The following is a 17738-nucleotide window of genomic DNA, read 5'->3' as shown; positions in this document are numbered from 1 at the left end:
ATAAGGCGGGTAAAAGTCAACTTAAAGGCGGTATTTTTTGTATTGTTTTACGACTCAGGGAAGGATGTTCTGATTTAACAGGCAAAAAGATCAGCTAACTTGTCCTGGAAAACGCTTGCGTGGCTGAAAGAATGCATTATGAAACCAGAGAGAAGGAAAAAGTGGACCATTTGGTCAAAATTTACATAAAAGCAACAAATAAACAGAAGAAAACAGATAAATTCACGAGTTTAAATAAAAAACAGAAAGATAATGCTAAAAATAATAGGGCAATAAATTATTGCCCTATGTAATCAACAAATTATGATTACCATAACCACATCACGAAGGGTAAAAACCAGCTATAAATTGTTTAAATTCAGTACATCACTCATATCAAAAAGACCATTTGGCTTTGATTTTAGCCAGATAGCCGATCTGACCGCGCCATTCGCAAACGTCATACGGCTGGAGGCCTTATGCGTGATTTCAATACGTTCACCGATATCAGCAAACATCGCGGTATGTTCACCCACAATGTCGCCAGCACGAACCGTCGCAAAACCGATGGTGCCCGGCACGCGTTCGCCGGTATAACCTTCACGACTGTATACCGCGCACGCTTTCAGATCTTTGTCCAGCGCGTGGGCGATCGCTTCCCCCATCGCCAGCGCGGTGCCTGACGGCGCATCCACTTTATGGCGATGGTGCGCTTCGATAATTTCAATATCGGTATAGTCGCCCATCACTTTCGCCGCTTTCTCAAGTAGCTTCAGCATGACGTTAACACCGACGCTAAAGTTGGCGGCGAACACAATGCCGATATCCTGCGCGGCATCGCGAATGGCCTGCTTGCCTGCGTCATCAAATCCCGTCGTGCCAATGACGATGCCTTTACCGTGCTGACGGCAAAACGCCAGGTGCGCCAGCGTCCCTTCCGGGCGAGTGAAATCGATAAAGATGTCAAAATCATCTTTTACCGCTTCCAGGCTACTTTGCACGGTGACGCCCGTTTTCCCTGCGCCTGCTAATTCACCGGCATCGCTGCCCAGTAATGAAGAACCTTCCCGCTCCAGCGCCGCGCCGAGTTGAACGCCGTCCATCCCCAGGGCGGCCTGAATCAGCTGACGTCCCATGCGTCCCCCGGCTCCCACGATGGCAACGCGGATTTGTGCATCATGCATAGCTATTCTCTTTTGTTAATTTTGCGTAAATCGTTTTCAGATTAACCAGCGCCACGCCGCGCCGCTAGCCAAAAACGTCGATAATTAGAATTTAATGATAAACAGGGAGAGATATCAGTAAAAGCTATATGCGGGAAAAGCGGGACACCGCAGGCAACTCTGCCTGCGATCAAGAGCAAATGGGCGCTATTCAATGGAATAGTTAATGATGAGCTGCCCTTTCTTCATTTTAATCCCACCGATCATTATACGACCAAGTTGGCCGAGCGAAGTGACATGTGTTCCTCCACAGAAGTACATCGGAAGTTCGCCAAACCCCACTTTACGTCGCTCACCGTCAAACTCAATTCGGCGGGCATAATCCTTCGCCTGCCACTGTTCAATACACGCCAGCAGATTTTCAGCATCAGGAAGACGAGCATGTTCACCTGCTGAAAAGGTAATGCGCCCCTCACCCGGCCAGTGGTGCGCTTTCACTGGCGACCAACCCCATGTTTCTCCCGCACACCCGATAAGATGGCCTGCTGAATGCAGACGAGAGTTGAGCAAACGTGTCTGTGCATCGACTTTTAGCTGCACCACTCCCGCTGCAACGGGTTGCGGCAGAATATGTATAATTTGATTATCACGTAACATGATTCCGCAAACCGGAATATCCGCAATCCAGCCTTTGTCTGCGGGTTGTCCACCTCCCTGAGGGTGGAATAATGTTTTATCGAGCGTAACGGCATACAGGCCATCCATTTGTGGAGAGCACCCCGTCACACATGCCATGCCTTCTGTATCATCGGTGTTGTAATAAAGACGTTCTGTCATATGTCCTCCTGTCGTGAAGGGCAGTATATTATTTATCCCGGAGCAGATAATCCGCCTGCCCGGCAATGAATCTTTGCCTGAGAAACACAAATGAATTTGACACTCCTTCCCGATCTGGCCACTTTTGTGTTGATTGTTGATCACGGTAGCTTTTCTGCCGCAGCGCGCGCAGCAGGTGTGACCCCATCAGCCATGAGCCGCAGCGTTTCACGCCTTGAACGCGAAACGGGCAGCCAGTTGTTGCATCGTTCAACACGTAAGCTGGCATTAAGTGAAACAGGAAAGATGGTGTATGAACACGCAAAAATGATGCTGGAAGCAGCGCGACAGGCCATTGATTCCGGGGGAAGCGTACAACACGTTCCTCAGGGAAAGATTACGCTCAGCGTACCCAAAGCCGTCGGACGCTTCGTTATTCATCCACTGATCCCGCAATTTCTTGAACGTTTTCCCCTGGTTGATGTTTGCCTGAGGCTCGAAGACCGCTATATGGATCTCATTGATGATGGTGTCGATCTGGCGCTGCAAATCACCAATACCCCCTCGCCCGGGTTGCATGGCAAGCCGTTAATGCCAATCACCCACATCCTCTGCGCCACGCCAGAGTATCTGCAAAAACAGGGGACACCGACGCACCCGGAAGATTTACGTCAGCACAGTTGCATTAGCCTCGGAGAGACGCCAACGGACTCACGCTGGAAATTTCGTAAACAAGGTAAGACAGAAGTCGTTCAAACAACGGGGCGCTATGCGGCTAATCATACGGGTGTAAGACTGGACGCAGTAAAGCGCCATCTGGGAATTGGCAGTCTCCCCGCATTCACAGCCAGAGAAGCGTTACAAGACGGCGAAATCATGCAGGTGTTGCCGGAGTGGACGTTTATCAGCAACTACTCCGGCGAGCTATGGCTTTTGTGGGCTGGAAACAAGCATATGCCTCTCAAAATACGGGCCATGATTGATTACCTTAGCCAACAACTAAAATCCTAGGGCGCCAGCGCCAGCACGTCGGCGGCCCACTGCTGGAAGCCAGCCACATCAATCTCCAGCGCCACCTGCACGTTAGGGCTTTTACCCAGCCGGCCTTCAATATCAACAACCGTTGTGCCTGCGGTGTATTCCCCCTGCGTCTCTACCGCGACAAAACAGGGTTTAACGGTGAACAGATCCGGGCGAACCAGCCAGGCGATGGCGCAGAGATCGTGCATGCGCAGCCCGGTGTTCATGCTGCCGCTGCGGTAGTGGCTAAACAACGCATGCAGCATTTTTCCCGTCCGGTTAAGTTCGGGCAGTTTTGCCAGATAATCCGGCGCCAGCAGGGCCTGGTTGGTCACATCCAGCCCGCACATCACAATCTCTATCCCACTCTGAAAAACGCGGGAAGCGGCTTCCGGGTCGACGGCAATATTGAATTCAGCGTTCGGCGTAAAGTTCCCCCGCCCCGCAGAGCCGCCCATGATCACCAGACGACGAATGTTAAAAGCGCATTCCGGGTAGTGAGTCAGCAGCAGCGCAATATTGGTTAACGGGCCGATCGCGACCAGCGTGACGGGTTCCGGGGCGCTCATCAGGGCATCCCGAATGGCGATAAAGGCCGGTTTTGCCAGTGGCTGGCAATCATGGGCAACAAAGTCATAGCCTTCCATGCCCGACTCGCCGTGGACGTAAGCAGCATCGCGCAACGGGCGCAGCAGCGGCGTGGCGGCCCCCTGCGCCAGCGGGATATCCACGTTCCAGAAATGCAGCAGTTGCAGCGCGTTGCGGGTGGTTTTCTCTACGGAGACATTCCCCGCGACGGTGGTCATCAGTTGCAGGTCAAGCTGCGGGGCAAACAGGGCGGCGGCAATGGCGGCGGCATCGTCGATACCCGGATCGGTATCCAGAATAATGGGCAGGCGCATGTTTCCTCCATAAAAAGATGACAAGCTCCAGGGTTGGCATCCGATTATTGGCAAACCTTTTGCCGGTTGGCAAGCGACCGACCGACAAAAGGAGACGAAACAAAATTTGTCATTAATCCCATACGCCAAAACGTGTTGGCTCATCGTATTAATGCGCCGCCGCAAAGGCCTGTAGCGGGGCTTCCATAATGACATTACTCAGATGGCCAATGTGCTCAATCTCCACCTCAATACGATCGCCTTCCTGCATGAATAACGGCGGATTCCTCTTTTTCCCTACGCCGCCCGGCGAGCCCGTAATGATGACGTCACCGGAATTAAGACGGGTGAAAGTGCTTATATACTCAATTAATTCAGCAACTTTATGGATCATACTGCTGGTGTTATCTTCCTGTACCATGCGGCCGTTGAGCCAGGTGCGGATCGCCAGCTGATGCGGGTCGGGAATTTCATCGGCAGTGACCATCCACGGGCCAAAAGCGCCGGTCTGCCGCCAGTTTTTCCCCGCAGTAAACCAGCTGTGCTGCCAGTCGCGTGCGGAGCCATCCATATAGCAGCTGTATCCGGCGACATGGTCAAGCGCATGGTCGCGGGAGATATTCTCGCCACCGTTACCTATGATCACCGCCAGCTCCCCCTCGTAATCAAACTCATGCGAATGACGTGGCTTGAGTACCGGCATGTTGTGCCCGGTTTGCGAATCCGCAAAACGAACAAACAGCGTCGGCGCGGGGTCATGCTGATCGAACTCCTGGCGCTTTTCGGCGTAGTTCATGCCGACACAGAGTATTTTTTCCGGTCGCTCTATTACCGGTAAAAAGGTGATTGCATCCATTTTTAGATCGACCGGCGCCTGCGCGAAGCGCCGCGCCTGCTCCAGACCATCCCCCTGCAATAGCGCCTTCAGGTCCCGATACTGGTCGCCGATGCGGTTCCCCAAATCAATAACGCCTCCGGCAGTAACGATGCCATAGCTGCGAGTGCCCTGATAAAGAAAGCTTGCGAGTTTCATAATTATCAATCCTGCATACTTCAATTAAATAAGAAAGTTACCCAGCACCAGCAGCGAAATGGAAACATTTATCGCCCCACCGATACGCGTCGCAATTTGTGCGAATGGCATCAGGCTCATGCGGTTGCCTGCGGTTAAAATCGCTACGTCGCCCGTACCGCCTTGCCCACTCTGACAGCAGGAGACAATGGCGACATCAATAGGATGCATACCGATTTTTTTACCGACAAAGAATCCTGTCGCGACCAGCGCAGCAACGGTACTGATAATGACCAGAAGATTGGTCAGGGTGAAGGCGTTCACCAGCTCCTCCCACGGCGTAATGGCTACGCCAACCGCGAACAGAATGGGATAAGTCACTGAAGTCTGGAAGAATTTGTACACCACTTGCGAGCCTTCAAGAACGCGGGGCGATACGCCGTTAACTAACTTGACCAGCACAGCCACAAACAACATGCCAACCGGTGCGGGCAAGCCAATCAGCTTGTGCCCTAACATCCCCAGCATATAGAGCAGTATCGCCAGCAGCGCGCCTGCGGCAATCGTGGTCACATCCGTTTTGCCAGAGACGCCTTCCGCCAGTGACGGCGATTGTTCATCGGCATTCGCACGGTTTGGCATCAATTGACCTTCGCCGGTCAGATGCGGGAAGCGCTTGCCCAGTTGGTTCAGGCAGCCGGAGATGATAATGGCGGTCAGACTGCCCAGCATCACCATCGGTAAGATACGACCAAGCGCCACCCCTTGATCCATGTGTAACAGGGTCGCATAGCCAATTGAAAGCGGAATGGCGCCTTCGCCAACGCCGCCGGCCATGATGGGTAAAATAATAAAGAAGAAAATCTGAAAGGGTTCGAGGCCAAGCGCCAGGCCGACGCCCATACCAACAACCATGCCGACGATTTCACCGCATAACATTGGGAAGAAAATACGCAGGAAACCCTGAATCAGCACGGTGCGATTCATACTCATAATACTGCCGACGATAATGCAGCAGATATAGAGATACAGGATGTTGGTAGATTTATAGAATTTGGTCGTCGACTCCACCACCACATCCGGCAGCAGGCCATAGTAAACTAACGCGGAAGGAATAAAGGTCGCGCAAATTGCGGCGGCCCCCAGTTTGCCGACGATGGGCAAACGCTTCCCAAACTCTCCGCAGGCAAAGCCAAAAAAAGCCAGCGTGGCGACCATCACGACAATATCGCTCGGCAGCTTCCCGCCCAGGCAATCAATCGCGATTAATGCGCCGGCCAACAAAAACATCGGTAATGGAATAATACCGATTTTCCATGTATCCATAATGTGCCACCAGCGCTCTTTAAGTGACAAGCGCTGAATGTTTAACGGTTCATGAGTAACAGAGAAAGAATCATCAGTCGTGCTCATTATTAAGCCCTCGGTTATTTTTCAGGGTTAGTTTATGGGCTTCAATATTTACTTTGTGTGAGTACTGACGAATTCAAAAAGAAGTTTTAATGGTCTCTATAGTTTTAATGGTTTCTATTATTTTATGTGATTTATCTCTTATTTAACGCCGTGGTTTTTATGGTTTCTTTTCAGCGCGTATTTAAAGCAACGTTTGGCAACACCGTTGCGCCTGCGCGCTGCCTACTGCAATATATTCTGCTGTGCAAAAGATCACAGGTTTCTGGCAAAATCGCTTCATTCAGGCCAAAAGATGATACAGTGACGTATCCCTGATGACGATGCCTGAACATTATGAAAGTTTCATTTCAGATCAAACTGTTTATATCGCTGATTGCTTTTTTCTCCATATTATTTGCCTTACTGGGTGGATACTATTATATGCACGTAGAAAAACAGCTTTATCAGGAGATGGGAGCCAGGGCGAAAATACAGGCGGAAGAAATTGCGCTTATTCCGAATTTGCGAAAAGAAGTCGTAGAAAGAGATACCACGGCGATTCATCAATTTATGCAAAAAATAGCCGCGCATAGCGACGCCAGTTTTATTGTTATCGGAGATAAAGAAGGCATCCATCTGTTTCATTCGGTTTATGCCGACAGAGTAGGAAAAAAGCTGGTTGGCGACGATAACACTGAAGTGCTTCACGGAAAGAGCACCACGACAATTCGCCGTGGCGGCCTGGGCATCTCCCTGCGCAGTAAAGCGCCCATTGTTGACGATCAGGGCGAGGTTATTGGTATCGTCTCCGTTGGATACCTCACCAGTTACCTCAACACTATTACGGTGAATAAAGCCGTCAGTATCCTGGTTGCCGCCATCCTGCTGCTGATATCCCTTTTTGTCTTTTCCTGGTTCTTCACCCGCAGTATTAAAAAACAGATTTTTTCACTGGAGCCGCGAGAGATAGGCCTGCTGGTTCGTCAGCAAAAAGCGATGATGGAATCGATTTATGAAGGGGTAATCGCCATTGATAATAATTTGCACATTGAGGTGATCAATCAGGCTGCCCGCGAGCTGCTGGGTTTAGGCCAGCCTGCGCAGGCGATACGCGGTCAACACATTACCGAAGTGATTACGCCATCCCCCTTCTTCCTTAAAGAGGTAATGCTGAAGAATGACACTCATGATGAAATCTGCCGTTTCAATGAATTGACGGTTATCGCCAGCCGGGTGCGCATCATGCTGGAGAACTCGCTTCAGGGATGGGTGATAACCTTCCGCGATCGCAATGAAATAGACAGTTTGAGCGCTCAGCTAAGCCAGGTAAAACGTTACGTAGATAATTTGCGCATCATGCGCCACGAGCAGCTCAATTGCATGACGACCCTTTCTGGTTTACTGCATATGGGTCGTTACAATGAAGCCATTGATTATATTCAGGCCCAGTCGGAACATGCCCAGGAGCTGCTGGACTTTATCTCATCGCGCTTCAGTTCACCGACGTTGTGCGGCCTGTTGTTAGGTAAAGCGGCAAGAGCGGGTGAAAAAGGGGTGGAACTGAATTTCGATCCCAGTTGCCGGATGGATAGGCCTTTTCCGCCACTTGCGGAATCAGAACTGATTTCGATCCTGGGCAATTTACTCGATAACGCGATCGAAGCAACGCAGCGATCGCCATTACCGCATGCGCCAGTGGACGTGCTGATCAGACTCAACGAGCATGAGCTGATTATCGAAGTGGCCGATCAGGGAGTCGGTATTAAACCGGAGATTCGCGAGCATATTTTCGAACGTGGCGTCACCACGAAAACCCGGGGCGATCATGGCATTGGATTGTATCTGATTGAAAGTTATGTCACTCAGGCGGGAGGGGTGATAGAAGTCGCTGATAATTCGCCGCGCGGCGCCATATTTACGTTGTTTATTCCCGCTACGGGAATTTCCCGCAGTCCCGTACAGGAACTGGAAGGTACCGATTATGCAACCTGAACTTATCGATGTCCTGATCGTTGAGGACGAGAACGAACTGGCGCAGCTGCACGCTGAACTGATCGACAAACATCCGAGACTCCGACTGGCAGGCATTGCCTCCACGCTTGCCGATGCCCGGCAAAAACTCAACCAGCTGCGGCCTCAGCTACTGCTGCTGGACAACTATCTACCGGATGGTAAGGGTATTACGCTCATCAGCGATCCGTTAGTCATGAACACGAATTGCTCAGTGATCTTTATTACTGCCGCCAGTGATATGGATACCTGTAGCCTGGCGATTCGCAACGGCGCGTTTGACTATATCCTGAAGCCAATCTCGTGGAAACGGCTCAGCCAGTCGCTGGAACGTTTTGTCCAGTTTGCCGAACAGCAGCGGGTATGGAAAATTGTCGATCAGCAAAACGTCGATTCACTCTACCTGTTACAGGCGAAGAATTACCGTCAGGAGAATAGCAGTAAGGGGATTGAAGAAATCACGCTGGCGCTGGTGCAGAAGCTTTTTACAGAAAACAGCACGCGCAGCTTCTCCGTTGACGATGTGGTTGCCGGAACGGGGTTAAGTAAAACCACGGCACGCCGCTATGTTGAACACGGTGTCGAGACGGGTTTTCTTCGCGTCGAAATGCTGTATGGCAAGCCAGGGCATCCGCGCAGGATGTATCGCCTGAGCGAAACGTAATGGCATAAAAGATGCCGGTCGGATAGCAGACCGGCGTCAAAGCGTAATTACTCTACTTCACGAACATCCACACGCAGTTCTTTCGGCACTTCGAAAACAATGTTCTCTTCGCGGCCTTCCAGCGGAATGGCTTCGCCGCCGCCAAGCTCTTGCAGGCGAGCGATCACATTCTGCACCAGAATATCCGGTGCGGAAGCGCCAGCGGTCACGCCAACGCACTTCGCCTCTTTCACCCAGGCTTCCTGGATGTCGGTGGCATCGTCGATCAGAAACGCCGCTTTCCCCATACGCTGCGCCAGTTCAGCCAGACGGTTGGAGTTGGAGGAGTTTTTCGAACCGACCACCAGCACGACATCGGCCTGTTCCGCCAGCGCGCGCACCGCTTCCTGGCGGTTCGTCGTGGCGTAGCAAATGTCATCTTTACGCGGCCCGACAATTTTCGGGAAGCGTTGACGCAGCGCGTCAATCACATCAGACGTGTCGTCGACGGAGAGCGTCGTCTGGGTCATAAAGGAGAGTTTGCCTTCGTTTTTGACATCAAGCGACAGAACGTCGTCCGGCGACTCGACCAGATACATGCCCCCTTCCGGGTTGCTGTACTGCCCCATCGTCCCTTCCACTTCCGGGTGCCCGGCGTGGCCGATCAGGATTGACTCTTCGCCGCGACGGCTGGCGCGCGCCACTTCCATATGCACTTTTGTTACCAGCGGACAGGTGGCGTCAAAAACGGTGAGATCGCGGCTTTTCGCCTCGTTACGTACCGCCTGGGAAACCCCGTGTGCGGAGAAAATCAGGATCGCGCCGTCCGGCACTTCACTGATCTGCTCGATGAAAATCGCCCCGCGCTCACGCAGGCTATCCACCACGTAGCGGTTGTGCACCACTTCGTGACGGACATAAATTGGCGCGCCGTAAATAGCCAGCGCGTTTTCTACAATGCTGATAGCGCGGTCTACACCTGCGCAAAAGCCGCGCGGGTTGGCCAACAGGATCTGCATTTTACGCCTCCAGTGCCGGATCGATTTCCAGCACTTCAATATCAAAATGAACGGTATGCCCGGCCAGCGGATGGTTGAAATCGACGGTAATCGAGTCACCGTTAATTTCGCGGATCACGCCAGGCATCTCACTGCCGTCCATTGCGGTAAAGAGCATAATTGCCCCCACTTCAGGCTCGCCCGCGTCCATAAACTCGCGGCGAGAGAAGTATTGAACCAGGTCCGGGCTCGGTACGCCAAACGCGGCATCCGGTTCCAGAGAAAACATGGTTTTGTCGCCGTCTTTCAGTCCCAGAAGATGCTGCTCCAGCCCTTCGGACAGGGAGCCGTCACCCAGGCGGAATAGCGCTGGCTTACCATTGTTATGCGTTGACTCAGCGGTAGAGCCATCGTCAAGCTTTAAGGTGAAGTGCACCAGCACCGCACTGTTACTCTGTACTGATTTAGACATGCAGGTTTGCTCACTTGTTTTGGGTCACCTGTTTGCCCGGTGGCGCTACGCTTACCGGGCCTACAAGAATCGCGCTATTTTGTAGGCCGGATAAGGCGCTTACGCCGCCATCCGGCATTTTATTACGCCTGCTTTTTCGGCAGGAAACCCTCCAGCACAATCAACGCCGCACCGATACAAATCGCGCTATCGGCCAGGTTAAAGGTGGCGAAATGCCAGTCGCCAACATAGAAGTCGATCATATCGACAACAAAGCCATGCCACAGGCGGTCGAACAGGTTGCCCAGCGCACCGCCAATGATTAACGCATAGGCGATGTTATTCAGCTTTTGCGTCGCCTTCGAGCGATACATCATCACCATCAGGATAACGCAAATACCGATGGCGATACCGGCAAAGAACCAGCGCTGCCAGCCGCCGCTGTCGGCGAGGAAGCTAAACGCCGCACCATAGTTGCGCGCGTAGTGCAGATTAAGCGACGGGAACAGCGACACCGTATCCCCCAGAGCAAAGTTCTGGAGGATCAGGTACTTGCTGCCTAAATCGATAATCAGCACGACTACCACCAGCCACAGCCAGCGCAGTCCTGTTGAACAAAGAGGCTTACTCATCAGGCAAACTTACGTTTTTCGCCGTCACCGGCGATGTTGCTGACACAGCGGCCGCAGATCTCTGCGTGTTCCGCTACCTTGCCGACATCCGTGGTGTAGTGCCAGCAGCGTGGGCACTTCTCACCTTCGGCTTTACTCAACGCGACTTTCAGCCCTTTGAGCAGTTCGCTCTGCTGCGCATCAGCAGAAGCCTCCGCATAGTCAGCGACTTTCGCGCCAGAGGTCAACAGGACAAATCGTAATTCATCGCCCAGTGCAGTCAGCTTCGCCGCCAGTTCCGGTTCAGCGTACAGGGTGACAGCCGCTTCGAGAGAACCACCGACTTTCTTATCCGCACGCGCCTGCTCGATAACCTTGTTCACTTCGCCACGCACTTTCAGCAGCTCGTCCCAGAAACTATCGTTCATCGGCTCAGTCGCGGCCAGGCCAAACAGCCCTTCATACCACTCACCGGTAAAGACGTACTTCTCACGATCGCCTGGCAGATAACCCCAGATTTCATCTGCGGTGAAGGACATGATCGGCGCCATCCAGCGCACCAGCGCTTCTGCGATATGGTACAGCGCGCTCTGGCAACTACGACGCGCCACGCTGTCGGCTTTCGCGGTGTACTGGCGGTCTTTGATGATGTCGAGGTAGAACGAGCCCATCTCAACGGAGCAGAAGCGCATCAGACGCTGTACCACTTCGTGGAAATCATAGGCTTCGTAGGCTTTCAGGATATCGTCCTGCGCCGCTTTCGCGCAGCCCACCGCCCAGCGATCCAGCACCACCATATCTTCCGGTTTCACCATATCTTTTACCGGATCAAACCCGTTCAGGTTCGCCAGCAGGAAGCGCGCGGTGTTACGGATACGACGATAGCTGTCAGCAGCGCGTTTCAGGATCTCGTCGGAAACGGCCATTTCGCCAGTGTAGTCGGTAGACGCCACCCACAGACGCAGAATATCCGCGCCCAGTTTGTTCATCACATCCTGCGGAGAAACGGTGTTACCGATGGATTTGGACATTTTGCGGCCCTGACCATCCACGGTGAAGCCGTGGGTCAGTACCTGACGGTACGGCGCTTTGCCCTTCATCGCAGTGGAGATCATCAGGGAGGACATGAACCAGCCGCGATGCTGGTCGGAACCTTCCAGATACATATCCGCCGCATGACCGGCAAACTCAGGACGCACATCGACCACAGAAGCGTGCGTCGAACCGGAGTCAAACCAGACGTCCAGCGTATCCGGCACTTTCACGTACTGGTCAGCGTCGTCGCCGAGGATCTCTTTCGGATCGAGATCCCACCATGCCTGAATGCCGTCCACTTCAACGCGCTTCGCCACTTCTTCCATCAGTTCGATGGCGCGCGGGTGCAGCTCTTCAGTGTCTTTATGTACGAACAGAGACATCGGCACGCCCCAGGTACGCTGACGAGAAATACACCAGTCAGGACGGTTCGCAACCATTGATTCAATACGCGCCTGACCCCAGTCCGGGATCCACTGTACGCCTTTGATCTCTTTCAGCGACTGCTCGCGCAGGCCTTTCTGATCCATGCTGACGAACCACTGCGGCGTCGCACGGAAGATGATCGGCGTTTTGTGACGCCAGCAGCACGGATAGCTGTGTTGCAGCTTCTCAACGTGTAGCAGCGCGCCTTTTTCACGCAGCAGCGCAACGACGATGTCGTTCGCTTTGAAAACGTTCACGCCATCGAGCGTCGGATACGTGCCTGGCAGGTAAGCGCCGTCCGGTCCGACCGGGTTAGCGGTTTCCAGACCGTATTTTTGACCGATGACATAGTCGTCCGGGCCATGACCAGGCGCGGTATGCACCGCCCCCGTACCGGCATCCAGCGTGACGTGATCGCCGAGGATCGCCGGAACGTCGAAGTCCATAAACGGATGGGTAAAGCGCAACAGCTCCAGCTCCGCGCCTTTTACGGTGCCGAGGATGGTATAGTCAGCCGCGCCAAGGCGCTGCATCACGCTTTCCACCAGGTCTTTCGCCAGAATCAGCGCCTGGCCGTCAATTTGTACCAGCGCGTAATCAAAATCCGGCGCCAGAGAGATCGCGCGGTTCGCAGGTAACGTCCACGGGGTGGTGGTCCAGATAACCAGCGAGATCGGGCCGTTGACGCTGGAAACGCCAAACTTCGCTTTCACCGCATCCTGGTCAGCGGCGTGGAACGCCACGTCGATAGACGGAGACGTTTTGTCATAATATTCAACTTCCGCTTCCGCCAGCGCGGAACGGCAGTCCACGCACCAGTGCACCGGCTTCGCGCCTTTATGCAGATGGCCGTTGCCGATGATTTTACCCAGCGCGCGAATGATGTTGGCTTCAGTTTTGAAGTCCATCGTCAAATACGGATGCGACCAGTCGCCCAGCACGCCCAGACGGATGAAGTCTTTACGCTGGCCGTCAACCTGGGTGGCGGCGTATTCGCGACACTTCGCACGGAATTCCGCAGCCGTGAATTTTTCGCCCGGCTTACCGTATTCCTGCTCGACTTTCAGCTCGATCGGCAGACCGTGGCAGTCCCAGCCCGGAACGTAAGGCGAGTCAAATCCCGCGAGTCCTTTGGACTTCACGATAATGTCTTTCAGAATCTTATTAACCGAGTGACCAATATGAATGCTGCCATTCGCATAAGGAGGGCCATCATGCAGAATGAAGGTTTTTTTGCCTTTTTTGGCCGCACGAATGATGCCGTACAGATCATCATCGGTCCAACGCGCCAGCATTCCCGGTTCACGCTTGGCGAGATCGCCGCGCATCGGGAACCCTGTTTCCGGCAAATTCAGGGTTGATTTATAGTCACTCATCAGATTCTCGGTTCCGTATTTAAAACTCGTATAGGCATTAAGCCGGTTTTGATAGCCCAAAAAAATCGCGGGCAGTTAACTCATCACGCGCAATCTGCGCTTTGAGTTCATCCAGCGATGCGAATCGCTGTTCGTTGCGTATTTTTTTACGCAGTATTACATCTATATGGCGACCATAGAGGTCCATTACAACGTCCAGCAGATGCACTTCTAACTGTTGGCGTACACCTGCCACTGTCGGACGCGTGCCGATATTGGCAACGCCAGGCATGGGTTTATCACCCAGCCCCATCACTTCCACCGCATAAACCCCTTTTACCGGGGAGACCTGACGACGCAGCGGTAAATTCGCCGTCGGGAAACCAATGGTGCGCCCTAACTCATCGCCGTGGACGACACGCCCGGAGATGGTAAATGGATGCCCCAGCAAACTTTCAGCCAGCGGCAGGTTGTCCTCCGCCAGCGCCTGACGCACGGCCGTACTGCTGATTCGTACGCCACCTTCGCAAAAGGTCTGCGTGTTGGTGATGTCAAAACCGTACTCCGCTCCGGCTTTCTGTAATAACAAGAAATCGCCTTCGCGACCAGCGCCAAAACGGAAATCATCACCGACAGCGAGGAACCGCACGCCGAGACGCTTCACCAGCAGATCGCTGATAAAGTTTTGTGCGGTCAGGGCGGCAAAGCGGCGATCGAAGCGTACGCACAGCACGTAGTCCACGCCGCATTCCGCCAGGTAACGCAGTTTTTCCCGCAGGCGGGTCAGGCGCGCAGGGGCCTTTTCCGTAGCGAAGAGTTCCAGCGGCTGCGGTTCGAAAATCATTACCATCACTGGTAAACCCCGCTTGCGCCCTTCTTCCCGCAAGCCCTGCAGCAATGCACGATGGCCACGATGCACACCGTCGAAATTACCAATAGTCAGCACACACCCATGCGGGGCCTGACTGAGATTATGTATGCCGCGTATCAGCTTCATGTCTGGCTCAAAACAGTGAAAATCGTCAGAGTATACCTTGTACAGCGGTCAAGGTTAACCGACGATTGCCCCTGTGAAACATAAAGAAGATTGTTTTCATTGTTATGGGGCAAATCAGAACAAGAAACTGCCCATTCAATGTAATTTTTATCATGGAAAAGCTGTATTCACGACCCGCAAGCTGGTAGAATCCTGCGCCATCACTACGTAACGAGTGCCGCCATATTAACGGCGCTTATTTGCACAAATCCATTGACAAAAGAAGGCTAAAAGGGCATATTCCTCGGCCTTTGAATTGTCCATATAGAACACATTTGGGAGTTGGACCTTGGCTAATATCAAATCAGCTAAGAAGCGCGCCGTTCAGTCTGAAAAGGCTCGTAAGCACAACGCAAGCCGTCGCTCTATGATGCGTACTTTCATCAAGAAAGTATACGCAGCTATCGAAGCTGGCGACAAAGCTGCTGCACTGAAAGCATTTAACGAAATGCAACCGATCGTGGACCGTCAGGCTGCTAAAGGTCTGATCCACAAAAACAAAGCTGCACGTCATAAAGCAAACCTGACTGCACAGATCAACAAACTGGCTTAATCGCCCGCTTGTTATCAGCTTTGTAAAAAAGCCCGCGCAAGCGGGTTTTTTTATGTCTGCCGGATGGCGGGCAAACGCCTTATCCGGCCTGTAGCGCTTACCCTTTGTGGCTAAATAGCGCCGAGTAATCCGCGTGACAAATACGCTGTACGGCCGGGTGCTGAATCATCCTCTCGGCAAAAATGGCGTGGTACTCTTCCATGACGTTTTCCACACGGCCAATCTCAACAATCGACTCATCGGCGTAAAAGTCATGCGCATAGAGCGTCGGCGCGACGAAAATCGCATTGTGGGTAGCGCCAAACGCTTTCATCAGCGCCGCATCATCAAACTCGCCAAGGATTTCGACGTTTAAGCCCTGCGAATTAAACCAGTTTAATAATTTGCGACCGAGCATAGAGCGACGGCCAGGGATCAGCAGCCGACGCTCTTCCAGACACGCCGGGAAGGGTTTTGCAGGCAGCGGTTTCGTACACCAGAAGCTCACGCTGCATTCACCTATCTTCACCGAAAACAGCCCCTCCTGCTGAGTAGAGTCGATTGGGCAATCCGAGATAATCATATCCAGCTTATGCTGGCTAAGCTGCTCAAGCAGCATCTCATGGGTGGATTCAAAACAGCGCAAATGAATTTGTTCGTCGTCAACCACGGCCGCGTCCAGCACATTGCTGACCAGACGTTTTGACAACGCATCCGCCACGCCGACATCAAACAGCAGGTTAGACTCTTTGCGGTAGTTAACGATATCCAGCATTTCCTGGCTTAAGGTAAACATTTTGTCCGCATAGCGAAACACCAGTTCCCCTAATTCACTGGGCTCCAGCCCACGCCCTTTACGCTTGAATAATTTTCCCTGCAAGCGCTCCTCAAGGGCTTTGATCTGACCGGTGATAGTTTGCGGCGTCAGGTAAAGCGCTTCTGCCGCCCCGACAACGGAACCTTCTTTATACACATGCCAAAAATAATAAAGATGGTTGTAGTTAATATGAGACATGCTCACTCCTCTCCCTGATCTGTGTCGCAAGGGGGGCCACATCAGCCCCCCCCTCTCCCCGCTCAGACCACCGGGCTTAAACGTGTACGCAGCCAGCTATAGCCGATCACTGCCGAAAGCAGAGAACCAATCAAAATCCCCAGCTTCGCCCAGTTAATCAGTGCCGGATCTACACTACCAAACGCCAGACTGGCGATGAAAATCGACATCGTAAAACCGATCCCGCACAGAATACCGACCGCCATTATTTGCTGAAAACGTGTTCCTTCCGGCAGCTTCGCCAGTTTGAGACGCAGCGCCAGCCAGCAAAACAGGCTAATCCCCAGCGGTTTACCGATCAGCAACCCGGCAATGATTCCCAGCGGGAGTATTGAGGTCAGCCCGTCAAGCGTTACCCCCTGTAGCGAGACGCCCGCATTGGCGAAGGCGAACAGCGGCAGAATCAGATACGCCACCCACGGGTGCAGCACATGTTCCAGACGCTTCGCCGGAGAACGACCATGCTTCTCCTTCAATGGGATGAAGAAACCGACGATCACCCCGGCAAGAGTGGCATGGACGCCAGATTTCAATACGGCAGTCCACAGCACCACGCCGACCAGGATATAAACCCCTGTTCGTCTGACATCACACAGGTTCAGCACGGCCAGAAGCACAATCGCAAATGCCGCAACTCCCAGCGAGACCATCGAAAGATCGCTGGTGTAGAACAGCGCAATGATCACAATCGCGCCCAGGTCGTCAATAATAGCCAGCGCCATCAGGAATATCTTCAACGCCAGCGGCACCCTGCTGCCCAGCAAGGCCAATACGCCCAGCGCAAAAGCAATATCCGTTGCCGCCGGGATCGCCCAGCCTTCGCGCGTAATCGGGTCGGAATAGTTAAAAGCCAGATAGAGCAGCGCCGGAACAATCATACCGCCAATGGCGGCAATCACCGGAAACGCCGCCTGACGTAAACTGGCAAGCGAGCCCTGCATAAGCTCACGCTTGACCTCCAGACCAATCAGCAGGAAAAATACCGCCATTAGCGCGTCGTTGATCCACAGCAGCATATTTTTGTTGATCTCAAGCGCCCCAACCCGTAGCTGAACGGGCGTCTCCAGAAAGGCGTGATACCACCCGCTGGTGAATCCGCTGTTCGCCATCAGCATAGCCAGCACGGCGGCGATAATGAGAATGATGCCCCCGGAGGCATCACTGCTAAAAAAACGATGCAGGTGTTTCACTTTTTATTCTCTCAATATAATCAAACCTCGTGGCGTCTATCTTACCTCGCATGATCTATCGTTAAAATTAGATTATTTATGGTGAAACATTCGGTTTTTACGAAATAAAATCATCACCGCCGACAAACAAAAAA

General features: G+C 52.9%; 17 protein-coding genes. 4 read left to right on the top strand and 13 right to left on the bottom strand.

The genetic code is table 11. The annotated features are described in order from the left end of the window. Nucleotides 1-341: 341 nt before the first annotated feature. Together dapB and OGV82_RS22020 are read right to left on the bottom strand one after the other, a co-directional pair. Nucleotides 342-1163, bottom strand: coding sequence for a 4-hydroxy-tetrahydrodipicolinate reductase (gene dapB, locus OGV82_RS22025; protein ID WP_047459014.1), 822 nt, complete (start codon nucleotides 1161-1163; stop codon nucleotides 342-344). Between the two features lie 186 nt (nucleotides 1164-1349). Continuing rightward, nucleotides 1350-1979, bottom strand: coding sequence for a serine-tRNA(Ala) deacylase AlaX (locus OGV82_RS22020; protein WP_024130721.1), 630 nt, complete (start codon nucleotides 1977-1979; stop codon nucleotides 1350-1352). Nucleotides 1980-2069: 90 nt separating this feature from the next. On the opposite strand from OGV82_RS22020, the gene OGV82_RS22015 reads away from it, so the two are divergent. Beyond that, nucleotides 2070-2969: a LysR family transcriptional regulator gene (locus tag OGV82_RS22015; RefSeq protein WP_012134142.1), complete on the top strand. Its 900-nt coding sequence runs from the start codon at nucleotides 2070-2072 to the stop codon at nucleotides 2967-2969. On the opposite strand, the gene rihC is transcribed toward OGV82_RS22015, so the two are convergent. From rihC to OGV82_RS22000, 3 genes are all read right to left on the bottom strand, one after another. Continuing rightward, complete coding sequence (gene rihC / locus OGV82_RS22010; protein WP_101744251.1) at nucleotides 2966-3880, bottom strand: ribonucleoside hydrolase RihC; 915 nt, start codon at nucleotides 3878-3880, stop codon at nucleotides 2966-2968. The genes OGV82_RS22015 and rihC overlap by 4 nt on opposite strands. Before the next feature lie 148 nt (nucleotides 3881-4028). Beyond that, nucleotides 4029-4892 (bottom strand): fumarylacetoacetate hydrolase family protein, encoded by an 864-nt coding sequence (locus OGV82_RS22005; RefSeq protein ID WP_024130722.1) that lies wholly within the window; start codon nucleotides 4890-4892, stop codon nucleotides 4029-4031. A gap of 24 nt (nucleotides 4893-4916) precedes the next feature. After that, a complete protein-coding gene (locus OGV82_RS22000; RefSeq protein ID WP_012134145.1) occupies nucleotides 4917-6284 on the bottom strand; it encodes a 2-hydroxycarboxylate transporter family protein in 1368 nt (455 codons plus the stop codon). Nucleotides 6285-6617: 333 nt separating this feature from the next. Between OGV82_RS22000 and OGV82_RS21995 the strand changes: the two genes are divergently transcribed. After that, nucleotides 6618-8255 carry an ATP-binding protein gene (locus OGV82_RS21995; RefSeq protein WP_012134147.1) on the top strand — a complete coding sequence of 546 codons (1638 nt, stop codon included), beginning with the start codon at nucleotides 6618-6620 and terminating at the stop codon, nucleotides 8253-8255. Beyond that, the gene (locus OGV82_RS21990) at nucleotides 8245-8937 is read left to right on the top strand and encodes a response regulator (protein WP_012134148.1); all 693 of its coding nucleotides are present in this window, start codon (nucleotides 8245-8247) and stop codon (nucleotides 8935-8937) included. The genes OGV82_RS21995 and OGV82_RS21990 overlap by 11 nt, the downstream gene beginning before the upstream one ends. A 47-nt stretch (nucleotides 8938-8984) precedes the next feature. Here OGV82_RS21990 and ispH read toward each other — a convergent pair whose 3' ends face one another. From ispH to OGV82_RS21960, 6 genes are all read right to left on the bottom strand, one after another. Further along, entirely contained in the window at nucleotides 8985-9935 is a 951-nt protein-coding gene (gene ispH, locus OGV82_RS21985) for a 4-hydroxy-3-methylbut-2-enyl diphosphate reductase (protein ID WP_012134149.1), read from the bottom strand. A 1-nt stretch (nucleotide 9936) separates the two neighbouring features. After that, a complete protein-coding gene (gene fkpB, locus OGV82_RS21980) occupies nucleotides 9937-10386 on the bottom strand; it encodes an FKBP-type peptidyl-prolyl cis-trans isomerase (RefSeq protein ID WP_047459019.1) in 450 nt (149 codons plus the stop codon). Between the two features lie 122 nt (nucleotides 10387-10508). Continuing rightward, complete coding sequence (lspA, locus tag OGV82_RS21975) at nucleotides 10509-10997, bottom strand: signal peptidase II (RefSeq protein ID WP_047459022.1); 489 nt, start codon at nucleotides 10995-10997, stop codon at nucleotides 10509-10511. Then, nucleotides 10997-13813 carry an isoleucine--tRNA ligase gene (gene ileS / locus OGV82_RS21970; RefSeq protein WP_047459025.1) on the bottom strand — a complete coding sequence of 939 codons (2817 nt, stop codon included), beginning with the start codon at nucleotides 13811-13813 and terminating at the stop codon, nucleotides 10997-10999. Before ileS ends, lspA begins: the two co-directional genes overlap by 1 nt. Nucleotides 13814-13850: 37 nt before the next feature. Next, complete coding sequence (gene ribF / locus OGV82_RS21965; RefSeq protein ID WP_012134153.1) at nucleotides 13851-14789, bottom strand: bifunctional riboflavin kinase/FAD synthetase; 939 nt, start codon at nucleotides 14787-14789, stop codon at nucleotides 13851-13853. A 25-nt stretch (nucleotides 14790-14814) separates the two neighbouring features. After that, the gene (locus tag OGV82_RS21960; RefSeq protein ID WP_047459028.1) at nucleotides 14815-15015 is read right to left on the bottom strand and encodes a DUF2575 family protein; all 201 of its coding nucleotides are present in this window, start codon (nucleotides 15013-15015) and stop codon (nucleotides 14815-14817) included. A gap of 102 nt (nucleotides 15016-15117) precedes the next feature. On the opposite strand from OGV82_RS21960, the gene rpsT reads away from it, so the two are divergent. Beyond that, nucleotides 15118-15381, top strand: coding sequence for a 30S ribosomal protein S20 (gene rpsT / locus OGV82_RS21955; protein ID WP_001518655.1), 264 nt, complete (start codon nucleotides 15118-15120; stop codon nucleotides 15379-15381). 97 nt (nucleotides 15382-15478) lie between these two features. Here rpsT and nhaR read toward each other — a convergent pair whose 3' ends face one another. Both nhaR and nhaA read right to left on the bottom strand, forming a co-directional pair. Continuing rightward, nucleotides 15479-16375, bottom strand: coding sequence for a transcriptional activator NhaR (nhaR, locus tag OGV82_RS21950; RefSeq protein ID WP_012134154.1), 897 nt, complete (start codon nucleotides 16373-16375; stop codon nucleotides 15479-15481). Between the two features lie 62 nt (nucleotides 16376-16437). Beyond that, the gene (gene nhaA, locus OGV82_RS21945) at nucleotides 16438-17604 is read right to left on the bottom strand and encodes a Na+/H+ antiporter NhaA (protein ID WP_012134155.1); all 1167 of its coding nucleotides are present in this window, start codon (nucleotides 17602-17604) and stop codon (nucleotides 16438-16440) included. Nucleotides 17605-17738 lie beyond the last annotated feature (134 nt).

The sequence above is a fragment of the Citrobacter sp. CK191 genome, assembly GCF_030333435.1.
Classification (GTDB): Bacteria; Pseudomonadota; Gammaproteobacteria; order Enterobacterales; family Enterobacteriaceae; genus Citrobacter_B; species Citrobacter_B koseri.
This window is presented reverse-complemented; position numbering and strand designations above follow the sequence as displayed.

Coding starts and splice junctions, on each gene's coding strand:
- nhaR (WP_012134154.1), bottom strand. CDS start 16,375: ATGTCTCATATTAACTACAACCATCTTTATTATTTTTGGCATGTGTAT.
- OGV82_RS22020 (WP_024130721.1), bottom strand. CDS start 1,979: ATGACAGAACGTCTTTATTACAACACCGATGATACAGAAGGCATGGCA.
- OGV82_RS21990 (WP_012134148.1), top strand. CDS start 8,245: ATGCAACCTGAACTTATCGATGTCCTGATCGTTGAGGACGAGAACGAA.
- lspA (WP_047459022.1), bottom strand. CDS start 10,997: ATGAGTAAGCCTCTTTGTTCAACAGGACTGCGCTGGCTGTGGCTGGTG.
- OGV82_RS21995 (WP_012134147.1), top strand. CDS start 6,618: ATGAAAGTTTCATTTCAGATCAAACTGTTTATATCGCTGATTGCTTTT.
- dapB (WP_047459014.1), bottom strand. CDS start 1,163: ATGCATGATGCACAAATCCGCGTTGCCATCGTGGGAGCCGGGGGACGC.
- ileS (WP_047459025.1), bottom strand. CDS start 13,813: ATGAGTGACTATAAATCAACCCTGAATTTGCCGGAAACAGGGTTCCCG.
- rihC (WP_101744251.1), bottom strand. CDS start 3,880: ATGCGCCTGCCCATTATTCTGGATACCGATCCGGGTATCGACGATGCC.
- OGV82_RS22005 (WP_024130722.1), bottom strand. CDS start 4,892: ATGAAACTCGCAAGCTTTCTTTATCAGGGCACTCGCAGCTATGGCATC.
- ribF (WP_012134153.1), bottom strand. CDS start 14,789: ATGAAGCTGATACGCGGCATACATAATCTCAGTCAGGCCCCGCATGGG.
- OGV82_RS22000 (WP_012134145.1), bottom strand. CDS start 6,284: ATGAGCACGACTGATGATTCTTTCTCTGTTACTCATGAACCGTTAAAC.
- OGV82_RS22015 (WP_012134142.1), top strand. CDS start 2,070: ATGAATTTGACACTCCTTCCCGATCTGGCCACTTTTGTGTTGATTGTT.
- ispH (WP_012134149.1), bottom strand. CDS start 9,935: ATGCAGATCCTGTTGGCCAACCCGCGCGGCTTTTGCGCAGGTGTAGAC.
- fkpB (WP_047459019.1), bottom strand. CDS start 10,386: ATGTCTAAATCAGTACAGAGTAACAGTGCGGTGCTGGTGCACTTCACC.